This is a genomic window from Flavobacterium supellecticarium, assembly GCF_004801375.1.
Classification (GTDB): domain Bacteria; phylum Bacteroidota; class Bacteroidia; order Flavobacteriales; family Flavobacteriaceae; genus Flavobacterium; species Flavobacterium supellecticarium.
The window spans coordinates 690,619-710,096 of the sequence record NZ_SSNZ01000002.1 but is presented as its reverse complement, the minus strand read 5'-3'; the positions used below and the strand labels follow the sequence as shown (position 1 = coordinate 710,096).

The 19,478-nt window shown below is 40.6% G+C and carries 22 protein-coding genes; 7 read left to right on the top strand and 15 right to left on the bottom strand.

Features of this window, described 5'->3' with window-relative positions:
- Positions 1-127: 127 nt before the first annotated feature.
- Positions 128-592, bottom strand: a complete 465-nt coding sequence (locus E6C50_RS07940) for a protease complex subunit PrcB family protein (RefSeq protein WP_136402667.1) — start codon at positions 590-592, stop codon at positions 128-130.
- Between the two features lie 163 nt (positions 593-755).
- Positions 756-1,163, bottom strand: coding sequence for a hypothetical protein (locus tag E6C50_RS07935; RefSeq protein ID WP_136402666.1), 408 nt, complete (start codon positions 1,161-1,163; stop codon positions 756-758).
- 277 nt (positions 1,164-1,440) lie between these two features.
- On the opposite strand from E6C50_RS07935, the gene E6C50_RS07930 reads away from it, so the two are divergent.
- From E6C50_RS07930 to fabF, 6 genes are all read left to right on the top strand, one after another.
- Positions 1,441-2,613: an MFS transporter gene (locus E6C50_RS07930; RefSeq protein ID WP_136402665.1), complete on the top strand. Its 1,173-nt coding sequence runs from the start codon at positions 1,441-1,443 to the stop codon at positions 2,611-2,613.
- A gap of 156 nt (positions 2,614-2,769) precedes the next feature.
- Positions 2,770-3,354, top strand: a complete 585-nt coding sequence (locus E6C50_RS07925; RefSeq protein ID WP_136402664.1) for a TetR/AcrR family transcriptional regulator — start codon at positions 2,770-2,772, stop codon at positions 3,352-3,354.
- 43 nt (positions 3,355-3,397) lie between these two features.
- Entirely contained in the window at positions 3,398-4,570 is a 1,173-nt protein-coding gene (locus E6C50_RS07920) for an acetyl-CoA C-acyltransferase (protein ID WP_136402663.1), read from the top strand.
- A 14-nt stretch (positions 4,571-4,584) separates the two neighbouring features.
- On the top strand, positions 4,585-5,019 hold the full coding sequence (locus tag E6C50_RS07915; RefSeq protein ID WP_230978974.1) for a PaaI family thioesterase: 435 nt from the start codon (positions 4,585-4,587) through the stop codon (positions 5,017-5,019).
- Between the two features lie 47 nt (positions 5,020-5,066).
- Positions 5,067-5,612 (top strand): TetR/AcrR family transcriptional regulator, encoded by a 546-nt coding sequence (locus tag E6C50_RS07910; protein ID WP_136402662.1) that lies wholly within the window; start codon positions 5,067-5,069, stop codon positions 5,610-5,612.
- A gap of 37 nt (positions 5,613-5,649) precedes the next feature.
- Positions 5,650-6,888 (top strand): beta-ketoacyl-ACP synthase II, encoded by a 1,239-nt coding sequence (fabF, locus tag E6C50_RS07905; protein WP_136402661.1) that lies wholly within the window; start codon positions 5,650-5,652, stop codon positions 6,886-6,888.
- 94 nt (positions 6,889-6,982) lie between these two features.
- On the opposite strand, the gene E6C50_RS07900 is transcribed toward fabF, so the two are convergent.
- The 5 genes from E6C50_RS07900 to def all read right to left on the bottom strand — a co-directional run bounded on the left by E6C50_RS07900 (position 6,983) and on the right by def (position 10,373).
- Complete coding sequence (locus E6C50_RS07900) at positions 6,983-8,119, bottom strand: hypothetical protein (RefSeq protein ID WP_136402660.1); 1,137 nt, start codon at positions 8,117-8,119, stop codon at positions 6,983-6,985.
- Positions 8,120-8,137: 18 nt separating this feature from the next.
- A complete protein-coding gene (locus E6C50_RS07895; RefSeq protein ID WP_136402659.1) occupies positions 8,138-8,455 on the bottom strand; it encodes an antibiotic biosynthesis monooxygenase family protein in 318 nt (105 codons plus the stop codon).
- Between the two features lies 1 nt (position 8,456).
- A complete protein-coding gene (gene mazG / locus E6C50_RS07890; protein ID WP_136402658.1) occupies positions 8,457-9,230 on the bottom strand; it encodes a nucleoside triphosphate pyrophosphohydrolase in 774 nt (257 codons plus the stop codon).
- Between the two features lie 70 nt (positions 9,231-9,300).
- Positions 9,301-9,729 carry a DUF5606 family protein gene (locus E6C50_RS07885; RefSeq protein ID WP_136402657.1) on the bottom strand — a complete coding sequence of 143 codons (429 nt, stop codon included), beginning with the start codon at positions 9,727-9,729 and terminating at the stop codon, positions 9,301-9,303.
- A gap of 56 nt (positions 9,730-9,785) precedes the next feature.
- Positions 9,786-10,373, bottom strand: a complete 588-nt coding sequence (gene def, locus E6C50_RS07880) for a peptide deformylase (protein WP_136402656.1) — start codon at positions 10,371-10,373, stop codon at positions 9,786-9,788.
- A gap of 198 nt (positions 10,374-10,571) precedes the next feature.
- On the opposite strand from def, the gene E6C50_RS07875 reads away from it, so the two are divergent.
- Entirely contained in the window at positions 10,572-12,788 is a 2,217-nt protein-coding gene (locus tag E6C50_RS07875; RefSeq protein ID WP_136402655.1) for an FUSC family protein, read from the top strand.
- Positions 12,789-12,893: 105 nt separating this feature from the next.
- Here E6C50_RS07875 and E6C50_RS07870 read toward each other — a convergent pair whose 3' ends face one another.
- The 8 genes from E6C50_RS07870 to E6C50_RS07835 all read right to left on the bottom strand — a co-directional run bounded on the left by E6C50_RS07870 (position 12,894) and on the right by E6C50_RS07835 (position 19,349).
- Positions 12,894-14,390 carry a malate:quinone oxidoreductase gene (locus E6C50_RS07870; protein WP_136402654.1) on the bottom strand — a complete coding sequence of 499 codons (1,497 nt, stop codon included), beginning with the start codon at positions 14,388-14,390 and terminating at the stop codon, positions 12,894-12,896.
- 106 nt (positions 14,391-14,496) lie between these two features.
- Entirely contained in the window at positions 14,497-14,913 is a 417-nt protein-coding gene (ruvX, locus tag E6C50_RS07865) for a Holliday junction resolvase RuvX (protein ID WP_136402653.1), read from the bottom strand.
- A 9-nt stretch (positions 14,914-14,922) separates the two neighbouring features.
- Positions 14,923-15,666 carry a class I SAM-dependent methyltransferase gene (locus E6C50_RS07860; RefSeq protein WP_136402652.1) on the bottom strand — a complete coding sequence of 248 codons (744 nt, stop codon included), beginning with the start codon at positions 15,664-15,666 and terminating at the stop codon, positions 14,923-14,925.
- Positions 15,667-15,771: 105 nt separating this feature from the next.
- The gene (locus E6C50_RS07855) at positions 15,772-16,098 is read right to left on the bottom strand and encodes a DMT family transporter (protein WP_136402651.1); all 327 of its coding nucleotides are present in this window, start codon (positions 16,096-16,098) and stop codon (positions 15,772-15,774) included.
- 68 nt (positions 16,099-16,166) lie between these two features.
- Positions 16,167-16,730, bottom strand: a complete 564-nt coding sequence (locus E6C50_RS07850; protein WP_136402650.1) for a Crp/Fnr family transcriptional regulator — start codon at positions 16,728-16,730, stop codon at positions 16,167-16,169.
- A gap of 3 nt (positions 16,731-16,733) precedes the next feature.
- A complete protein-coding gene (locus E6C50_RS07845; protein ID WP_136402649.1) occupies positions 16,734-17,174 on the bottom strand; it encodes a hypothetical protein in 441 nt (146 codons plus the stop codon).
- Between the two features lie 87 nt (positions 17,175-17,261).
- A complete protein-coding gene (locus E6C50_RS07840) occupies positions 17,262-18,440 on the bottom strand; it encodes an AIR synthase related protein (protein WP_136402648.1) in 1,179 nt (392 codons plus the stop codon).
- Positions 18,441-18,521: 81 nt separating this feature from the next.
- The gene (locus E6C50_RS07835) at positions 18,522-19,349 is read right to left on the bottom strand and encodes an OmpA family protein (RefSeq protein WP_136402647.1); all 828 of its coding nucleotides are present in this window, start codon (positions 19,347-19,349) and stop codon (positions 18,522-18,524) included.
- Between the last annotated feature and the right edge of the window lie 129 nt (positions 19,350-19,478).

The following is a 19,478-nucleotide window of genomic DNA, read 5'->3' as shown; positions in this document are numbered from 1 at the left end:
CGGAATACGCAAATTTTCACCATTATGTTTCCAATAATAACACAATAACGATTGTATTTGTAATTATCTTAAAACAAAAATGAGCCATAATGGTTCATACTGTTTGTATTGCTATTCCGGATTTTTATTACTCAAATACGATTGGTTTCCCGGTTCGTTTGATTTTGACAATTTCAAAGGGTTGTGTAATCACGGTAGTCGCATCGCCTGTTTTGATATTGTCCAGATTGACCAACAGGTTTTGTTGATTTTCGGCTATATCGGTGATGTCAATCGTCCATCCGCCGCTCATTTTAACTTCGTCAAAAATAGCCAATACCTGATAGTGCTCAAAATCAACATCCGTTTGTGTAAACTGATAGGTCGTATTATTAACGGCATCCATCGCTGCTTTTAAGGCATCCCATTCCGTTTGTGAATTGATCACTAAATTTTGCTGGCTAATATTTTCAGAACTGCCGCCATAAAGGTTTCCTTTTCCAACCAACTGGAAATTGACATTCTGATCCTGTGGAGCACTTGCAACCGTAGTCGCATCGTCACTACAGGCCACAAGAAGTAAACCTGTAAAAAGAAGTAGTATTTTTTTCATGATCATTCGTTTATAAGGTTACAATTAGACATTGGCGCTATCGCCTTAGTCTTTTCAAATTTAAAAAAATATTCAACAAAACACTATATATCAACACCTTAAAATTAAAACTATAAAAAAACCGGGATTCACATCCCGGTTTTCATTTTTGGTTTATTCTGAATTATTTTTTCAACTTATCCATAGCGTTTTTAGCGTCTTCTTTCGCTTTTTCAGTTCCCGCTTTAACGTCTTCAGCTGCTTTGTTGGCCGCATCTTTTACGTCCTGAGCTGCTTCAACAGTTTTGGTTTTTGCTGTTTCCCAAGCCGCTTTCGCTTTGTCTACAGCTTCCTGAGCTAGTTTTTCAGCCGCTTTGTCACCTTTAGCTTTCGCTTCTTCTAACGATTTTTCAGCCGCTTTTACGTCAGCTTCCAATTTCGCCATATCCGAATTGGTGTCAGCTTCCATTTCAGCAGGTGCCGGTGGTGGCGCTACTTCCATTGTTTCTTCTTCCGGTTTTGGTGTTTCTTTTTTACACGATGTTGCGAATAACATTCCGCATACAGCAAGGGTTAACGTTAACTTTTTCATTAGTTATAATTTTAATGGTTGAAACTTACTCCTAAAAGTATAAAAAAAAATAATTAACTCCGCTATTTTTTTAACTAAAAAAGTTTTACAAAAACAAAACATAACCAAAATCACCTTACAAAAAATACAGATCAACGACCTAAAACACATCTCAATTCATTTTTTTAACAAACGGAACAATCGAAAACTGGTCGGTCGTGCCTCCAAATAGGTCGGACTATTTTTTCCGGTCTCGTATTTAGTTCGTATTTTTGCGTGCTTAAAATCTTTATCGGAAATGATTACTAAGCCCTCCCATCCTATTTACAATATTCACTTCGGCTTGGTATGCCTGAGTTCTTTACTATTTTCAGCCAGTTTTAATATGCTTATCCCCGAACTACCGGAATATCTGAGTAGTATGGGCGGTGCGGAATATAAAGGCTTGATCATAGCTTTATTTACACTTACTGCCGGTATTTCACGGCCTTTTAGCGGCCGACTTACCGATACGATGGGACGCGTTCCCGTTATGGCTACCGGTTCTATCGTTTGCTTTGTATGTGGTTTCCTATATCCGGTTTTAAGTACGGTTTCCGGCTTTTTATTTCTGCGATTACTACATGGTTTTTCAACCGGTTTTAAGCCTACCGCTACGGCTGCCTATGTGGCCGATATTATTCCGAGAGAACGTTGGGGCGAAGCACTTGGATTACACGGACTTTGTTTTAGTACCGGAATGGCAATCGGACCGGCAATCGGGAGTTCGATAAAGCTCTATTTTTCAATGAATATACTGTTTTATGCCTCTTCCCTGTTTGCGCTGTTGTCGATTTTGATTTTACTGAACATGAAAGAGACGCTTAAGGACAAAGAACGTTTTCGTTTTTCCATTTTAAAAATCTCCCGAAAGGATATCATAGCCGTCGAAGTACTTCCGGCCGCTATTGTTACTTTTCTGTCTTATATTGCCTATGGCGCGATCCTGACGCTTATCCCGGATTGGAGTCAGCATATGGGAATTGAGAATAAAGGTTTGTTTTTTATGGTGTATACGATCGCCTCTTTAGTGATCCGATTTATAGCCGGTAAAGCTTCCGATCAATACGGACGCATCCGCGTGATCAATATTGGACTGGTTTTATTGTTCGTTTCGTTGGCGGTCATCGGTTATGCCGATACGTTTACCGGATTGATGATCGGTTCTTCTATTTATGGTATCGCAACCGGTATTTTATCTCCGGCTTTAAACGCCTGGACTGTCGATATGAGTCATGTGGATCATCGTGGAAAAGCCATGGCTACGATGTATATCGCATTGGAAGCCGGTATTGGTCTTGGCGCGCTTTGTGCCGGATGGTATTATCAGGATGTTATCGCCAAAATCCCTATTATTATGTATACCACCGCTGTTATGTCGGTTTTTGCTTTAGTTTATATGCTATTGCGAAAACGATCACAATTAACCTGATTGCTTGTCTATTAATGATATAATCGGATAATTTCATGGTCTTTTGCGGTTTTATCAGTACCAAAATAGGCGAAACACCATTTTAAATACTAATTTTAAATTAAAAGTATTGCAAAATAATACCAATCGGTATATATTTGTTTTTTATCCGTACGAATGGGCAAAGCTGAAAAAACCAGGCAATTTATTATCGAAAAAACCGCTCCGGTCTTTAATTCCAAAGGATTTTGGGGTACTTCTTTACAGGATCTTACTTATGCAACCGGTTTGACCAAAGGGAGCATTTACGGGAATTTTAAAAATAAAGACGAGGTTGCGTTGGCTGTTTTGGAACACAATCTGAATAAAGTAAGTAGTCTTGTGATCCGCGCCATTGCCGAAAAAAAGAGCTATCGGGACAAATTGTTATGCTATCCGGATTTATACGAAGATTTCGCTAAGCACGATTTCCCGGCTGGCGGTTGTCCGATTCTGAATACTGCTATCGAAGCAGACGATACGCATCCGCCGTTAAAAGAGACCGCCAAAAAGGCCTTATTATATTGGAAAGATTCCCTGACGTATCTTATTAACAAAGGAAAAGAAAAAGGGGAATTTAAACCCGAAACCGATGCCGAAGAAAATGCATTGGCAATTATTGCGTTGATCGAAGGTTCGCGTATGATGATCAAACTAACTGGAAAACTAAACCATAACCGTTCCATCATGCAGACGCTTCGAAAACTGATTGTAGAACTCTGATTTTTTTTAACCAAAAATATACCGATCGGTATAAAATTATTTTATGAAAAATGTAAACATCATCTTAGCCCGACGTACTCCTATTGGAGGGTTTATGGGTAGTTTATCGTCACTAAGTGCGACCGAATTGGGTAATATCGCCATAACCGGGCTTTTAGAACAAAGCGGAGTACCGCCAACTGCTATTGATTCCGTTTATTTGGGGAATGTCCTTTCGGCCAATCTCGGACAATCGCCAGCCAGACAAGCTGCATTAACCGCCGGAATTCCGGACAAAACAGATTGTACAACGATCAATAAGGTTTGCTCTTCCGGTATGAAAGCGGTTATGTTGGGCGCACAACAAATTCAATTAGGCATTGATCAAATCGTATTGGCCGGAGGTTTTGAAAGCATGAGTAATGTTCCGCATTATATCCAACATCGAAAAGGAACCAAAATGGGACATGATACGGTAACCGACGGACTTTTAAAAGACGGACTAACCGATCCGTACCACCATTTTCATATGGGAAATGCCGCCGAAATCTGCGCCCGAAAATTCAATATCAGTCGGGAAGCACAGGATGAATATGCGTTGGAATCCTATCGCAAAGCCACCGAAGCGACCCAATCGGGTAAATTCAAAAACGAAATCATTCCGATCACCATACAAGACAAAAAGGAAACCCGGATCATTTCTGACGATGAGGATATTTATAAAATCATCCCGGAAAAAATTGCAAAACTGGCGCCGTCATTTGAAGAAAACGGTACGATAACCGCGGCCAATGCGAGTAACCTAAACGACGCTGCCTGCGCTATTTTGCTGGCATCCGACGAAGCGGTAGCGCAATACGATCTAAAACCCGTTGCCCGAATTATCGGTTATGCCGATGCAGCGCAAGCCCCGGAATGGTTTACCACTGCGCCTTCGCTTGCAATTCCAAAGGCCTTGGAACAGGCAAAGCTATCCTTGAATGCAATCGATTATTTTGAAATCAACGAAGCGTATTCGGCTGTGATTCTTGCTAATCAGCAAATTCTTGGTCTTTCGCCCGAAAAGGTAAACGTATACGGTGGCGCGGTGGCAATGGGTCATCCTATCGGGGTTTCCGGCGCCCGAATCATCACAACCTTATTATCCGTATTGGAACAGGAAAACGGTCGCTATGGTGTAGCGGCTATCTGTAATGGCGGTGGCGGTGCATCGGCAGTAGTTCTTGAAAAATTGTAATCGTATTTTATCTTATGAAAAACGACGCTTTTGATTTTTTAAAACAACATATTGGCAAGGAAGTCAGTACTTCACCCTCGCCTTTTATGAATTGGCTTCGACCAACCATGTTGAAAGTGGAAGAAGGCAAACTGGTTTTCCAATATACCATACGTCACGAAATGACAAATCCGTATCGCACACTACACGGTGGCATTATCGCTGCCATGATCGACGATGCAATCGGTGCGACGCTGATTTCCTATAATGAGCCTTATTTTTATCCGACAATTAATAATGTGATCGATTATTTTGCATCGGCACGCGAAAACGATGTGATCATTGCCGAAACCGCCATCAACAAAAAAGGAAAACAAATCGTAAATGCCCAATGCGAAATCTGGAATCACGATAAAACCCGCTTATTAGCAAAAGGTTATACCAACTTGTTGCGCACCGATATAAAATAAATTACAATACTTACTTACTAATAAGTAAAATTTATATCTTTGTCCCGATGAAGGATACCCGATCCCATATTATCCGGCTTGCCGACGAATTGATCCGGTCAAAAGGCTATAATGCATTTAGTTATGCGGATATTTCCAAAGAACTGAACATTAAAAACGCGGCCATACACTACTATTTCCCCTCCAAATCGGATTTGGGCGCAGCTGTTATTGATCATACAACGGAACGATTTAAGGAAACTATTGCCGCATGGGAAGCATTACCGTATGAGACGCAATTGCATCAGTATACCTGTATGCATAATAAAACCCGTGAGAATCGTTGGGTATGCCTTATGGGCGCTTTGTCTCCGGTACACGATACCTTATCGCCCGAAATGCAGCAAAAGCTAAAAGAAATGGCCGAAAGTATCCTTCAATGGCTCACCGGTTTACTGGAAAAAGGAAAAGCCGATGGTAGTTTTCATTTTACGGAAACTCCAAAAGCAAAAGCCTATTGCATCCAGTCGTCGTTATTGGCTTCTTTGCTTTTAAACAAGGTATTGCAAAACGATGTTTGCCAGGTGATTCAGCAAAATATTCAGGAAACGTAGATTTTTAAACATACTTATCAGTAGAAAACCATTAATAATGAAAAGAGTTGTAATTACAGGACTTGGGGCGCTTACCCCAATTGGAAATACGGTCACCGAATTCTGGAACAACAGTATCAAAGGAATTAGCGGAGCCTCCAAAATAACACGTTTCGACGCTTCGAAATTCAAATCGCAGATTGCCTGTGAGGTAAAGGATTTTACACCATCGAATTATCTTACCCATAATGAAATCAAGCGTAGTGACTTGTTTACACAGTATGCCTTATATAGTGCCGCTGAGGCGATGGAAGATTCGGGATTGGATTTAACAACAATCGATCCGTTTGATATCGGTGTAATCTGGGGTGTTGGACAAGGTGGAATGGAGACATTCGAAAATGAAGTACGCGACTATACTTTAGGTGACGGAACACCTCGCTTTAGTCCGTTTTTTGTTCCTAAGTTGATTATCAATATGGCATCAGGAATGATCTCAATGAAATACGGATTGCGCGGCATTAATTATACGACGGTTTCGGCTTGTGCGACGTCTAATACGGCCATCATGGATGCCTATAATTATATCAAACTGGGCAAAGCCAAAGTGTTTGTCACTGGTGGTTCGGAAGCACCAATTACACCGGCTTCGATGGGTGGTTTTGCCGCCCTTAAAGCCATGTCGACCCGCAATGACGATCCGGCAGCGGCGAGTCGTCCTTTTGACATGAATCGCGACGGTTTTGTAATGGGTGAAGGTGCCGGAGCTTTAATCCTTGAAGATTATGATCATGCGGTAAAAAGAGGGGCTAAAATGTATGCGGAAATCGTAGGTGCTTCAATGACAGCCGATGCGTATCATATGACATCACCGCATCCGGAAGGAATCGGTGCGGCTAAAGCAATGCAACTGGCTCTTGAAGAAGCACAATTGACTCCGGATCAGGTGGATTATCTAAACATGCACGCGACTTCCACTCCTGTTGGTGATGTGAGCGAGTTAACCGCTGTTAAAAAAGTATTTGCCGATAGTCCGAATCTTAGTGTAAGTGCAACCAAATCGATGACCGGACACTTGTTAGGAGCGGCCGGTGCGATCGAGGCCATATTGTCGATTAAAGCAATTAATCACGGTATTATTCCGCCAACGATCAATTTAGATGACGTTGATCCAAATATACCGGAAGGTATTCATATCGTAGCGAATCAGGCACTTGAGAAAAAAGTGGATGTTGCGATGAGTAATGCATTCGGTTTTGGTGGTCATAATGGAATTGTGATCTTTAAAAAGATATAATCTTATTTTTCACACCTGACCCGTTTTTGAAACCTGTCAGGTGTAAAACAAAAAGAGGCAGGAAATTCCTGCTTCTTTTCTCTTTATTCTCTTCCTATTTCCGTTTATAATCGAACGTTGCCGGGAATTTCCGGGTTACGATATTCGGTTCGGACAATATCTTTTTTTCATATTTCGGACTGATCTGTTTGTCCATATAGGTCTCCTCTTTAAACTTTTTGTGTTCTACAATAGCCGACACTTTTACATTCACATCGATAGGCTGTACGTAGTTGTCATTTTTCAGCATCACATAAAATTTCCCCTGTAACATTCCCGGTTCGGTAAAGCGTTTCGAGGTAGCAATTCCTTTTCCGAAATCGTAGGATTTAATCGGTTTCCCCTGAAGGTATAACTTTTTGTTTTCTTCGTTTACCAATGCATATTCCACATCTTCACCAATAGACGGCAATGCCAGATTGGTCACCGCTCCGGCCGCTAGTCCACCTAACGGACTGGTAAAAATCGTTGTTGCGCCCTGAACAGCACCTACAATGACCTTACGGTTTTGTTGCCAATAATCATTGCTTTCTTTTCCAACGCCAACCCAATACGCCCAGGCCACTACTTTTTTGCTTTCGTCTGCTGTGATGGAATTCCCCGGTAGTGCAAAAAAGATCCCCGATTGACTCGGATCCAGACTCGTTTTGGCACTCACCCGCTGACTTTTGTCCACTACCATTTCCTCATATTTCTTTTCGAAAGTAACTACCTTTCGGGTTTTACGAACATATAACGTATCATAACCCACCACAACTTCTTTGGTAAACGAATTCCAGGTCGTGTCCTGTTCTGTTACCCATTTGACCGTCGTATTAAAATTCCGGTTTTCTTCAGTTGCCGGTGTACGCTGTATCAGTACCGAAAGCTGCTTCGGCTCCTTATCGGTATTTTTAAACAGGAATTTATAAACCGCTTTATGATTTACCACAACGGTCTGCTTTTTTACTTTTTTGACATCCATCACTTTAAATTTCAGGATGTCCGGAAATTCCGAAACCGACACTTCGTTTAACTTTTTTCCGTTTTCCTCTTCAAAAGTGAGCAAAATCTGATCGCCTTCGGCAAAACCGTAAACCAATTCTTCCGTTGTGCCGGGTTTTACCTGTAAAGCGATTTCGGCTACGGTTATATTTTTTTGTGCAAAAAGAACGTTAACTGTCAATAAAAACAGTAGAGTAATTTTATTCATGTTTTAATTTGTTATCTTTTATTTTTCAAAACCATAATCACGTTCCACTTTGGCAATACGCACTTTAAAAACACGATACCAGTCGGCACGCCCTTTTTCGCGGGCAATAGTATGTTCAATGTCTTTTCTCCAATGGGTAATCGCTTCCAAATCGGCCCAATAGGAAACCGTAATACCAATCGCATTCCGTGCCGATTCCACTCCTAGAAAACCGGGTTGCTGTTTGGCAAGTTCGACCATACGATCGGCTGTCACACCATAATTATCGTCAATTTCCGTTCGTTCGGATGTAAAAATCACCGCATAATACGGTGGTTCCGGTGTTTGTGCGATCATTTTAGTGTTTTTTAGCTTCTTCCCAGAAAACATCCATTTCGGCCAATGTCATATCGGCTAATGGTTTCCCCATTTCGGCGGCTTTACTTTCGAGATACTGGAAACGTTTGATAAACTTTTTATTCGTACGCTCCAAGGCATCTTCCGGGTTTACATTTAGAAAACGAGCATAATTAATCATCGAGAACAACACGTCCCCAAACTCGGCTTCCACCTTATCCTGATCCCCTTTCTTCACTTCAACCTGTAATTCTTCCAGTTCCTCCTGAACCTTATCCCATACCTGATGCGGTTCTTCCCAGTCGAAACCGACACCTTTTACCTTATCCTGAATCCGACTGGCTTTTACCAGTGCCGGCAGACTTTTAGGTACACCCTCCAAAACGGATTTCTTACCTTCTTTGAGTTTTAATTTTTCCCAATTCTGTTTAACCTGTTCTTCGTTTTCTACGACCGTATCGCCATAGATATGCGGATGTCTGTCAATGAGCTTGTCACAGATCGAATTGGCTACATCGCCGATATCGAACGCCTCTTTTTCGCTTCCGATTTTAGCATAGAAAACAATGTGCAACAACACATCACCCAGTTCTTTTTTGATTTCGTCCAGATCGTTGTCCAGAATCGCATCGCCCAGTTCATAAACTTCTTCAATTGTAAGATGCCGAAGGCTTTCCAGCGTTTGCTTTTTATCCCAGGGACATTTTGCCCGTAGGTCTTCCATAATATCGAGTAAACGATTAAAAGCGTCCAGTTGCTGCTGCCGTGTGTTCATAGGTTCAGAATTTGTGTAAAAATAAGAAATCCCGCCCGAAGGCAGGATTATTTTATAGCTGTTTCCGCAATTATTCTTCAGTAGCAGTTTCTGTTTCTGCAGCTTCGGCCGGTGCTTCTTTCGACACCAATCCATTTGCTTGTAACATATTGTACCAGTTCAATACTTTTTTAATATCGGAAGCATATACTCTGTCTTCGTCAAATTCCGGTAATACTTCTCTGAAATAAGATTCCAATGTTGCGTTATCTTCTTTGTGTGAAATTGCAGGTCCGTTGTCTTCTTTTTCAGCAATTGCTCTGAAAACTTCTGCCAAACGGATTTCTCCATCATAGGTATAGATTGAAATTTCAGACAGTAAACTTACATTACTACGCAAACCAACCGTGATTTTTTTACCGTCTAATAATGATTCGGCTACAAATCCGGTTCTGGTTTGTAATTTTAATGCGTATAAACCTGGTTTTCCTGAAATTGCTAATATTCTTTCGATGCTCATTTTTCTATTTTTTTAAAGGATGACAAATATCTAATCTTTGAATTGAAAAACAAAAATTATCGCCCTTTTTTGGCAATAAATTTCATTTTATAATCCGGACGCGTTTTGCCTTCCATGATGTTTTGTAATTTTTTTGAAATTAATCTTTTTTTCAACGATGAAATTTTGTCGGTAAACAATATTCCTTCGATATGATCGTATTCGTGTTGGATTACCCGGGCAATCAATCCGTCGTACACGTCGGTATGCTTGTTAAAGTCTTCGTCGTAATATTCGATGGTGATCTTTTCTTTACGGAATACATCTTCCCGGACATCCGGAATACTCAAACAACCTTCGTTGAATCCCCACTCTTCGCCTTCTTCTTTTAGAATTTTGGCATTGATAAACGTTTTGCGGAAGTTTTTTAACAGCTCCTGTTCTTCCTGTGTCAGATCTTCACTATCGCTAAACGGCTCACAATCGATGATAAAAATACGTATTGACATTCCTACCTGCGGTGCGGCCAAGCCAACGCCATAGGCATTATACATCGTATCGTACATGTTTGCTATCGTTTCTTTTAACTTAGGGTAATCCTGCGTCACTTCTTCACATACTTTGCGCAGTACGGGATCACCATATCCGATAATAGGTAAAATCATTATTCTTATTTTAAAGGATTTACGTGAATTAAAAGCAAAAATCATACCCTTAATCCGTGCGCAAAAGTAATGATTTTTTACAGATTCCGATATCGATTCTCCGGATTTGACTTTTTTTAAACATTTTTATGCAAAATCATTCTTAATTTTATGCTTACTTTTTTTACATTTTCTACCTTTGCTTTTAACACTGTGACAATGCTATATCAAATTAGAAAATTCATCGACAGTACCAACTTCACGAATGCTTTTAAAGTAACCCTTGCCGCTGTAATTCCATTTATCGCTTTTGCCCAACTGGATTATTCCAATATTGGTTTTACCGTTGCGTTGGGAACGATTATGGCGTTTCCGAGTGATATCCATGGGAATCTGAAACACAAAATAAACGGTTTGCTGGTGGCGGTTTTTCTCGGTGCCGGTTGTACTTTGTTGATCAGCGCTTGCAGTCACAATCCCTGGGTTTTGTATCCGGTGATGGGGATTACGCTGTTTTTCCTTTCGATGTTGTCGGCCTATGGGCAACGGGCGAATCTGGTGGCTTTTTCAGGACTTATCGCTATTGCACTGGCTTTCAGTCACGATTATAAAGGATGGGACTTGATCATGCACAGTATTTGGATTGCCGTTGGTGGTCTTTTTTATATTCTGATTTCATTGCTTTTCTATTTTATCCGACCGAAACGCTATGTAGAACTGCTCACCGTAGATTGTATCCGATTGACTTCAAAATATCTGAAATTGAGAGGTGATCTCTGGAATATCGATGCCAATAAATCTAAAATCATCGAAAAGCAATTGCACTTACAGGTTGAAATCAATACAATTCACGAGAATCTACGCGAGTTTTTAATCCGAAACAACAGCTCGTCCAACTCGAATCATAACCGTAAGATGCTGATCGTGTTTACCACGATGGTCGATATTTTGGAACTCGCTTTATCCACAGCATTCGATTACGATAAATTACATAAAAAGTTTGCCGAGCATCAGAAAGTATTGGCAACCTATCAGAATCTGGCGTATAACCTTGCCGCCAGTCTGAAGAAAATTGCCCGAAGCATCGAAAAAGGCACCAAATATACGTCCCGGCATTCGCTATTGGAAGATTTGGAGGCGTTGCAAAAAGTTATCGCAGCTTACGAACAAAACGTGGGTAAAGCCGAAGCTTATGAAGGCGTATTGATGCTTAACAATATGTTGCATTATGCCGAACGTCAGATTGAAAAAATCAAGGTACTGGAACGCGTTTTTTCCGATTCCATCAACCTTCAGGATTATAAAAACCGAAACAAGGACATTGAAAAATTCCTGACACCCCAAAATTACCGTTGGAATACATTGGTCGAAAACCTGAGTTTTTCCTCTACGTTTTTCCGCCATTCCCTACGGATGACAATCACGTTGTTACTGGGTTATATCATCGGACAGTTTTTACCGTTTCAAAACCCGTATTGGATCCTGTTAACGATTGTGGTGATCATGCGTCCGGGTTATGGGCTTACGAAACAGCGTTCCATCGAACGGATATTGGGAACTGTTTTAGGTGGTATTATCGCTTTCGGTTTCCTATATATCACCAACAATCATACGATATTAGGCGTTTTGTGTGTGATTTCGATGCTTTTGGGTTTTACGTTTTCGAATACCAATTATAAAATCGGAGCGACTTTTGTGACGATTTATGTGATTTTTATTTACGGCATATTAACTCCAAATGTAAACGAAGTAATTCAATACCGTATTCTCGATACGTTTGTAGGTGCGGTGCTATCCTTTACCGCTAGTTACCTGCTATGGCCGTCCTGGGAATTCCTGAATGTACAGACTTTTCTGGAAAAAGCGATCGCCGCCAACCGGGAATACTTATTGGAAATCAGTGCTTTTTACAATAAAAAAGGCGATGTAACCACGTCGTATAAACTGGCGCGAAAGCATGCTTTTATTGAAATCGGAAACCTGATGGCTTCGTTTCAGCGTATGATTCAGGAACCGAAATCCAAACAGCGTCAGAAGTCGCAGGTTTTTAAACTGGCCGTACTTAATCATACCTTATTGTCGTCGCTGGCATCGATAGGTACTTATGTGCAGTCCCATAAAACCACTAAGGCTTCGGAGGCTTTTAATATTGTGGTCAATACCGTGGTTCGAAATCTTGATCAGGCGATTGCCGTATTGAATAATACGAAAAGTGATTTGCTTTCGGAAGAAGAACGCACCAAACTGGAAGTCAGTTTTTCGGAATTAAAAAGCATTCGGGCGAAAGAGCTTCACGAAGATCTGGAAAATGATGTCGACTTTAAACTAAAACTGGAAGAAGCGCAATTGGTTATCGAACAATTAATCTGGCTGACCAACCTTTCGGAAAATATTTTAAAAGCTACTATCGCACTAAAAAATAAAAATGCGGAATAACGTTTATCCATACCTGACAGGTTTTAAAAACCTGTCGGGTATAAAACAAAAAACCGGTACTATTATAACAGTGCCGGTTTTTATTCGTTTATTTTAAACTATACTCTAATTTTCCAGTTTTAATACTTTAGCCGTATGGGCGCGTAATGAATCCGCCAATTCAGGTTGATCATTCAGTAAAGTACCGTAAGAAGGGATCATTTCTTTTAGTTTGGATTGCCATTCCGGAGTTGCCAATTGTTCCGGGAAACAACGTCCCAACAAATCCAACATGATCGAAACGGTAGTCGAAGCACCCGGAGAAGCGCCCAGTAATACCGCCAGTGAACCATCGGCTGCATTCACTACTTCAGTTCCGAATTCCAAAACACCTCTTCCTTCTTTGTCTTTTTTAATTACCTGTACACGCTGACCAGCATTTTCCAATACCCAGTCTTCTTTTTTCGCATCCGGTAAATATTCTTTTAAGGCTTTTAAACGATCTTCCGAGGACTGAAATACCTGATCAATTAAATATTTCGTCAACGGAATATTTTTAATACCGGCAGAAAGCATCGGTTTGATATTGTTTAATTTGATGGATTGTGCCAAATCGAAATACGATCCATTTTTCAAAAACTTGGTCGAAAATCCGGCATACGGTCCGAATAATAAAGCCTTGTTTCCATCGATCATACGCGTATCGATATGCGGAACCGACATTGGTGGCGCGCCAACCGATGCTTTTCCGTATACTTTGGCCTGGTGTTTTTCGATGATTTCCGAATTCACACATTTTAGCCATTGTCCGCTTACCGGGAACCCACCAAAACCGTTTCCTTCCGGGATATTCGCTTTTTCCAGTAATAATAAGGATCCGCCACCGGCTCCGATAAAAACGAATTTCGCTTTTACTCTTTTTTTCTGTCCGTTGGTTTCGTCTTTTACTTTTACTTTCCAGCTTCCGTCTTCGTATTTTTTAAGATCTTTTACCTCGTGATTAAAGTGCATTTTTACACCGTCCTGTTTTTGCAGGTGATTAAAAATACTACGGGTCAACGCTCCAAAGTTCACATCGGTACCGATTTTCATCGAGGTAGCCGCGAGTTTTTTGGTTCCTTTACGGCCTTCCATGATCAAAGGAGCCCATTCGCGAATCCGGTTCGGGTCTTCTGTATATTCCATCCCTTTAAAAAGATGGTATTTTTGTAGTTCCTCAAATCGTTTTTTAAGGTACTTTACATTTTTTTCGCCCCAAACAAAGCTCATATGCGGTACGCTTCTGATAAAACTTTCCGGATTATCCAACAATCCCTGTTCTACCAGATAGGCCCAGAATTGACGGGAAACTTCAAAGGATTCCACGATTTTTACGGCTTTTTTGGTTTCTACGGAACCGTCTTCCAGTTCCGGAGTGTAGTTCAATTCACAAAACGCTGAGTGCCCTGTTCCGGCATTGTTCCAGGCATCCGAACTTTCGGCAGCCGCAACATCTAAACGTTCAAAGATTTCAATTTTTAAGTTTGGTTGTAGTTCTTTTAGTAGTAGTCCTAATGTTGCGCTCATTATTCCTGCTCCAATTAAGACCACATCGGCCTCAGTTTTTTGTATTGTAGTAGTCATCGCAGTATTTTAAAGTGCAAAGTTACTTTAGAAAGTTTGAAAAAACTATCACTTTTTTCCAACCTTTACAATGCAAAACGCACTTTTAGTAAATTATAGTTTTTTTCTAAATCATTTTTCGAGTTAAATAATCCCGAAGCATAATTGTTGCAGAAATCTCATCAATAAGGGCTTTATTTTGTCGTTGTTTCTTTTTTAATCCACTATCGATCATGGTCTGAAAAGCCATTTTTGATGTAAAACGTTCGTCTACACGCTCCACTTTCATGTCGGGAAAAGCCGCTTTAAACCGGGTTACAAAAGCTTCGATTACCGGAGTGCTTTCAGACGGCTGACCGTTCATTTGTAAGGGTTCTCCAATCAGTACTTTTATTACGTCTTCTTTTTCAAAATATGTTTTTAAAAACGCGATTACCTCTTCGGAAGGAACGGTTGTAAGTCCCGATGCGATAATCTGCAATTCGTCGGTTACCGCTATTCCGGTTCGCTTTTGTCCGTAATCTATGGCTACTATTCTCGGCATAACTAGTCGTTAAAGTGTTTTCTGTAATTTTCCTATCCGCAAAAGTAGTGGAAATGTTACTTTTTTATCGCTTTCTTTCCAGGATGTTTTCAGTTCTTTCCGGATAAGTTCCAACGGGTCGGTTTGATTTTGCTTTTTATAATGTTGTACGGCCGACCAGGTTCCCAGATAGCCTAACAATTGTTCGTAATCCCATTCGTAATGGTTTTCGAACGATCTGGTTTTGATTTCTTCGTACGGGAATGGAATCGTTTTATAATTCTCGTCGATATACCGCCGTTCCTTATCCCAATAGTCACCTAAAATTTCTTTATATAGTTTTTTAATAATGACATCGGTTTTCGGGTTTGTTTTTAGCAATCCGTAACCCAATACCACAAAAATCCCATCATTTTTCAGAATTCTGTAAATCTCCTTGTTAAACGTATTAAAATCAAACCAGTGTATCGCCTGCGCTACCGCAATCAGGTCAAATTGTTTGTCGGTAAAATCGGTTTTTTCAGACGGTTGCAGGCTATAGGTGATATTGGCTGCTTTTTCGGCATTTTCAATTTGCTGAGCACTGATATCGGTCGCATACACCTGATCAAAATATAAAGCTAACTTCCGGGCCAACTGACCGTTTCCCGTAGCCATGTCCAACGCCTGTTCCGTACGTGGCGCCAACGCTACTATATAGTCGATAATTTCCTGTGGATATCCCGGTCTGAAAACAGCGTATTCCGATGCTATTTTTGAAAAATTGTCTTTCATCTTTTCTTTGTTAAGCACTATAAAACCTAATGCTATACAAAGTTACTTCCAACAATGTAAAATTAAACGGAAGACGGCTTTAAATATTTCTTAAAGTTTTTGCTCTTAGTGGGATACGTATTTTAATCCGATGATTGAGGCAATCAGGGTCACAATAAAGAACAATCGCCAGAAATCGGCCGGTTCTTTAAAGAAAATAATGCCGACCAATACGGTACCTACTGCACCTATTCCGGTCCACACCGCATAAGCTGTACCAATTGGTAAGGTTTGTGTTGCTTTGATCAATAACAACATACTAATGGTTAGACAGATAAAAAATCCGGAATACCACATAACGGATTCATTTCCGGTGGTATCTTTGGCTTTTCCAAGACAAGAAGCGAATCCTACTTCAAACAGTCCGGCGATAACAATTAAAATCCAGTTCATTTGCATTTATTTTAGACTGCAAAATTCCGTTTTTTTAATCGGTTATTTTTTAACAAATGATAAAAAAGCTAGCGAATTTCGGCTCGAATCCGACTTAAAGTGACCTGAGTAACGCCCAAATAGGACGCAATATGTCCCAACGATACCCGATTTAATAACTCCGGATCGCCTTTTATCAATTCTTCATAGCGTTCTAAAGCCGATTTAAACTGACGAGAAATGAGTCGTTCTTCCGTTTTGACCAGTTCGTATTCACTGAGTTTTCGCCCCCAATTGGCGATATGGATATCTTCTTCGTACAACGCTTTTAACTCGGATGCCTTAATATGGTATAATTCGGCATTTTCGAGCAGTTCTATTGTTTCGTATCCTGTTTTCCCAAAGATATAGCTGTTAAATGACAGTACAACCCCTCCTTCCCGACCAAACCAAAAGGTTACTTCGGTATCACTGGTATAACAAAATGCCCTTGCCATTCCTTTTTTGATAAAATAAATATCGTTTTCGATTTTATTGCTTTCAATCAGATGATGGCCTTTGGGATAGGCCACTTCCGACAGTTTATCAAGGATTTTTTGCAGGGATTTTTCCGGCAATGGCTGGATGGATTGTACAATCTCTGTGGCTGTCATCGCCTATTTTGATTTGAATTTCCAGTCGAATTCGTCCTTATCGTTGATAATCGCACCAACCTCAACACGGATGATTTTTCCAAATTCCGATTGTAAAATCAGCCAGTTGCTTTCGTTGAATACGTTATCCACCGTATCGAATGTTTCGGTTTCCCAGTCTTTGATTCCTTTTGCTAAAATCGCTTCCTGTACCGTTTTAATATCCTTACCGATCAGTTTGACGTCAAATAATTCCAATTCGGGATGCGAACCGATAATATAGCCCAATTTCATATCTTCATCTTCATAAAACGTAAGGCGTAAATACTTGTCGTTATACAGGTAAATGATGTTGTTATCATCATCTTTATACTGACGGTCCGGTTTGCCATAAACCCCTTCCACATCCTGCTGTTTCATTCCGAAAACCAGTTCGGCTATTCCTGTTTTTAAGTTGATTTTCATAGTCAATTTGTTTCCTTCAAAGATATTTCTTTTAGTGGTATTCCTTATAAAAAAAATCCCTCATTTGAGGGATTTTTTGGTATTTTATTAATATTCGAATTGTCCGTATTCGCTGTTTATCGTGAGCTTTTTTGTTTCGGCTGCTGCTACGCGTCCTACGATTTGTGCCTCGATATTAAACGATTTTGAAATCGCAATAATGTCTGCTGCAATTTCGGCCGGCACGTACAATTCCATACGATGACCACAATTAAACACCTGATACATTTCTTTCCAATCGGTTTTGGATTGCTCCTGAATCAATTGAAATAAAGGAGGCACCGGAAATAAATTGTCTTTTATGATATGTAGGTTTTCTACAAAATGTAGGATTTTAGTTTGCGCCCCACCACTACAATGTACCATTCCATGGATTTGAGTAGCGTTGTATTTTTCCAGTATTTTTTTGATCACCGGTGCATACGTCCGCGTAGGCGACAATACCAGTTTTCCGGCATCGATCGGTGCGTTTTCGACCGCATCCGTTAGTTTTACATTTCCGGAATACACCAAATCTGCCGGTACGGAAGCATCAAAACTTTCCGGGTATTTTTGCGCCAGGTAGTTATGAAATACATCATGACGTGCCGATGTTAGTCCGTTACTTCCCATTCCGCCATTGTATTCGGTTTCGTACGTTGCCTGTCCGAAAGAAGCCAAACCGACAATTACGTCACCGGCTTTAATATTGGCATTATCGATCACATCAGCGCGTTTCATTCGTGCCGTTACGGTCGAATCGACAATCAGGGTACGTACCAAATCACCCACATCGGCCGTTTCGCCTCCGGTGGAATGAATGGTTACGCCAAACGATTTTAATTCGGCGATCAGTTCTTCAGTTCCGTTAATGATGGCCGAAATTACCTCACCCGGAATCAGGTTTTTGTTTCGTCCGATGGTAGACGACAGCATAATGTTATCGACCGCTCCCACACATAACAGGTCGTCGATATTCATAATCAAAGCGTCTTGTGCAATGCCTTTCCAAACGGACATATCGCCGGTTTCTTTCCAGTATAAATACGCTAATGAGGATTTTGTACCAGCACCATCGGCATGCATGATCAAGCAATAATCGGCGTCATTGGTCAGGTAATCGGGTACTATTTTGCAGAATGCTTTTGGAAAAAGCCCTTTGTCTATGTTTTTAATGGCGTTATGCACATCTTCTTTGGCGGCAGAAACGCCTCTTAAACTGTAACGTTTACTCGTATCAGAACTCATGTATTTTGTGTGTGTTGTTGTCCCGCAAAGATACTCTAAAATGTGGAATTTGAAAAAAATGCGGATTTGAAAATATTCCGCTTAGTTTTCTATGATTTCAATTTCCACTCTTCTGTTGGCCGCGCGCTCTTCTTCATTTTTCTCCGGTAGCGGATTGATCGGTTGTGTACTTCCGAATCCTTTAAAGGTCGCCCGGCTTTTATCGATTCCGTGTGCTTCCAAAAACATTCGGATGGCTTTGGCGCGTTTGGTCGACAAATCGGCCCGATCGTTTGGCATACAGCAGATATGTCCCTGAATCTGGATTTTTAGTTTCGGATTCTTTTTCATGATCTCCAGTAATTCAAACATTTTCGGTCGGGATTCGGGTAAAATAGCAAAGGTATTTTCGTAAAAATTAAGATTCTCGAGTTTTAGTTTGTCCCCAACCCGGGCGTTTTCCACGCGCATGGTCAATGAAGCATCAAGCGGTAATTCCACTCGTTTGACCTCGGTAACCGGTTTAATTCCTAATATTTCATTTTCCCGCGACAGGTCTTTCGCCAAAATATAATGGATGGTTACTTTCCGGTTTTCGGCTTTGATTTTAGATTGTTTATGACTTTCCCCGAAACTGCGCGTTTTAAAATCGTCACGGGTTTTTACTTTTTCTTTTACCAGATCATAAATAAAGGACACCCGTTTCTGAGCCAGCGTATCGTTATAGGCCGTGGTTCCATCTTCGTCGGTAAAGCCGTTAATCGCGACGATTTTGGATGTGGCATTTTGTTGCATCCAGCTTTCCAGTCGGAGCATTTCTTTTTTATTTGGTTCGTGTTTGTTGCTTTCGAAATAGACAACAAATGATTCCTGTGCCGATGCGTTAAACGCGGCCGCAAGGAACAGAAAAAGGGCTAAAAACGATCTCATTTCAGTAGTTTACAGTAACGAATTAACGATATTCCGGTGAATTTTAAAAGTATTCCGGCGTTTTATTCGCGAAAATAATAAAGGTGCGCCCCTAATGTTCAAGAGACACACCTTTACCAAAAGAAAGAG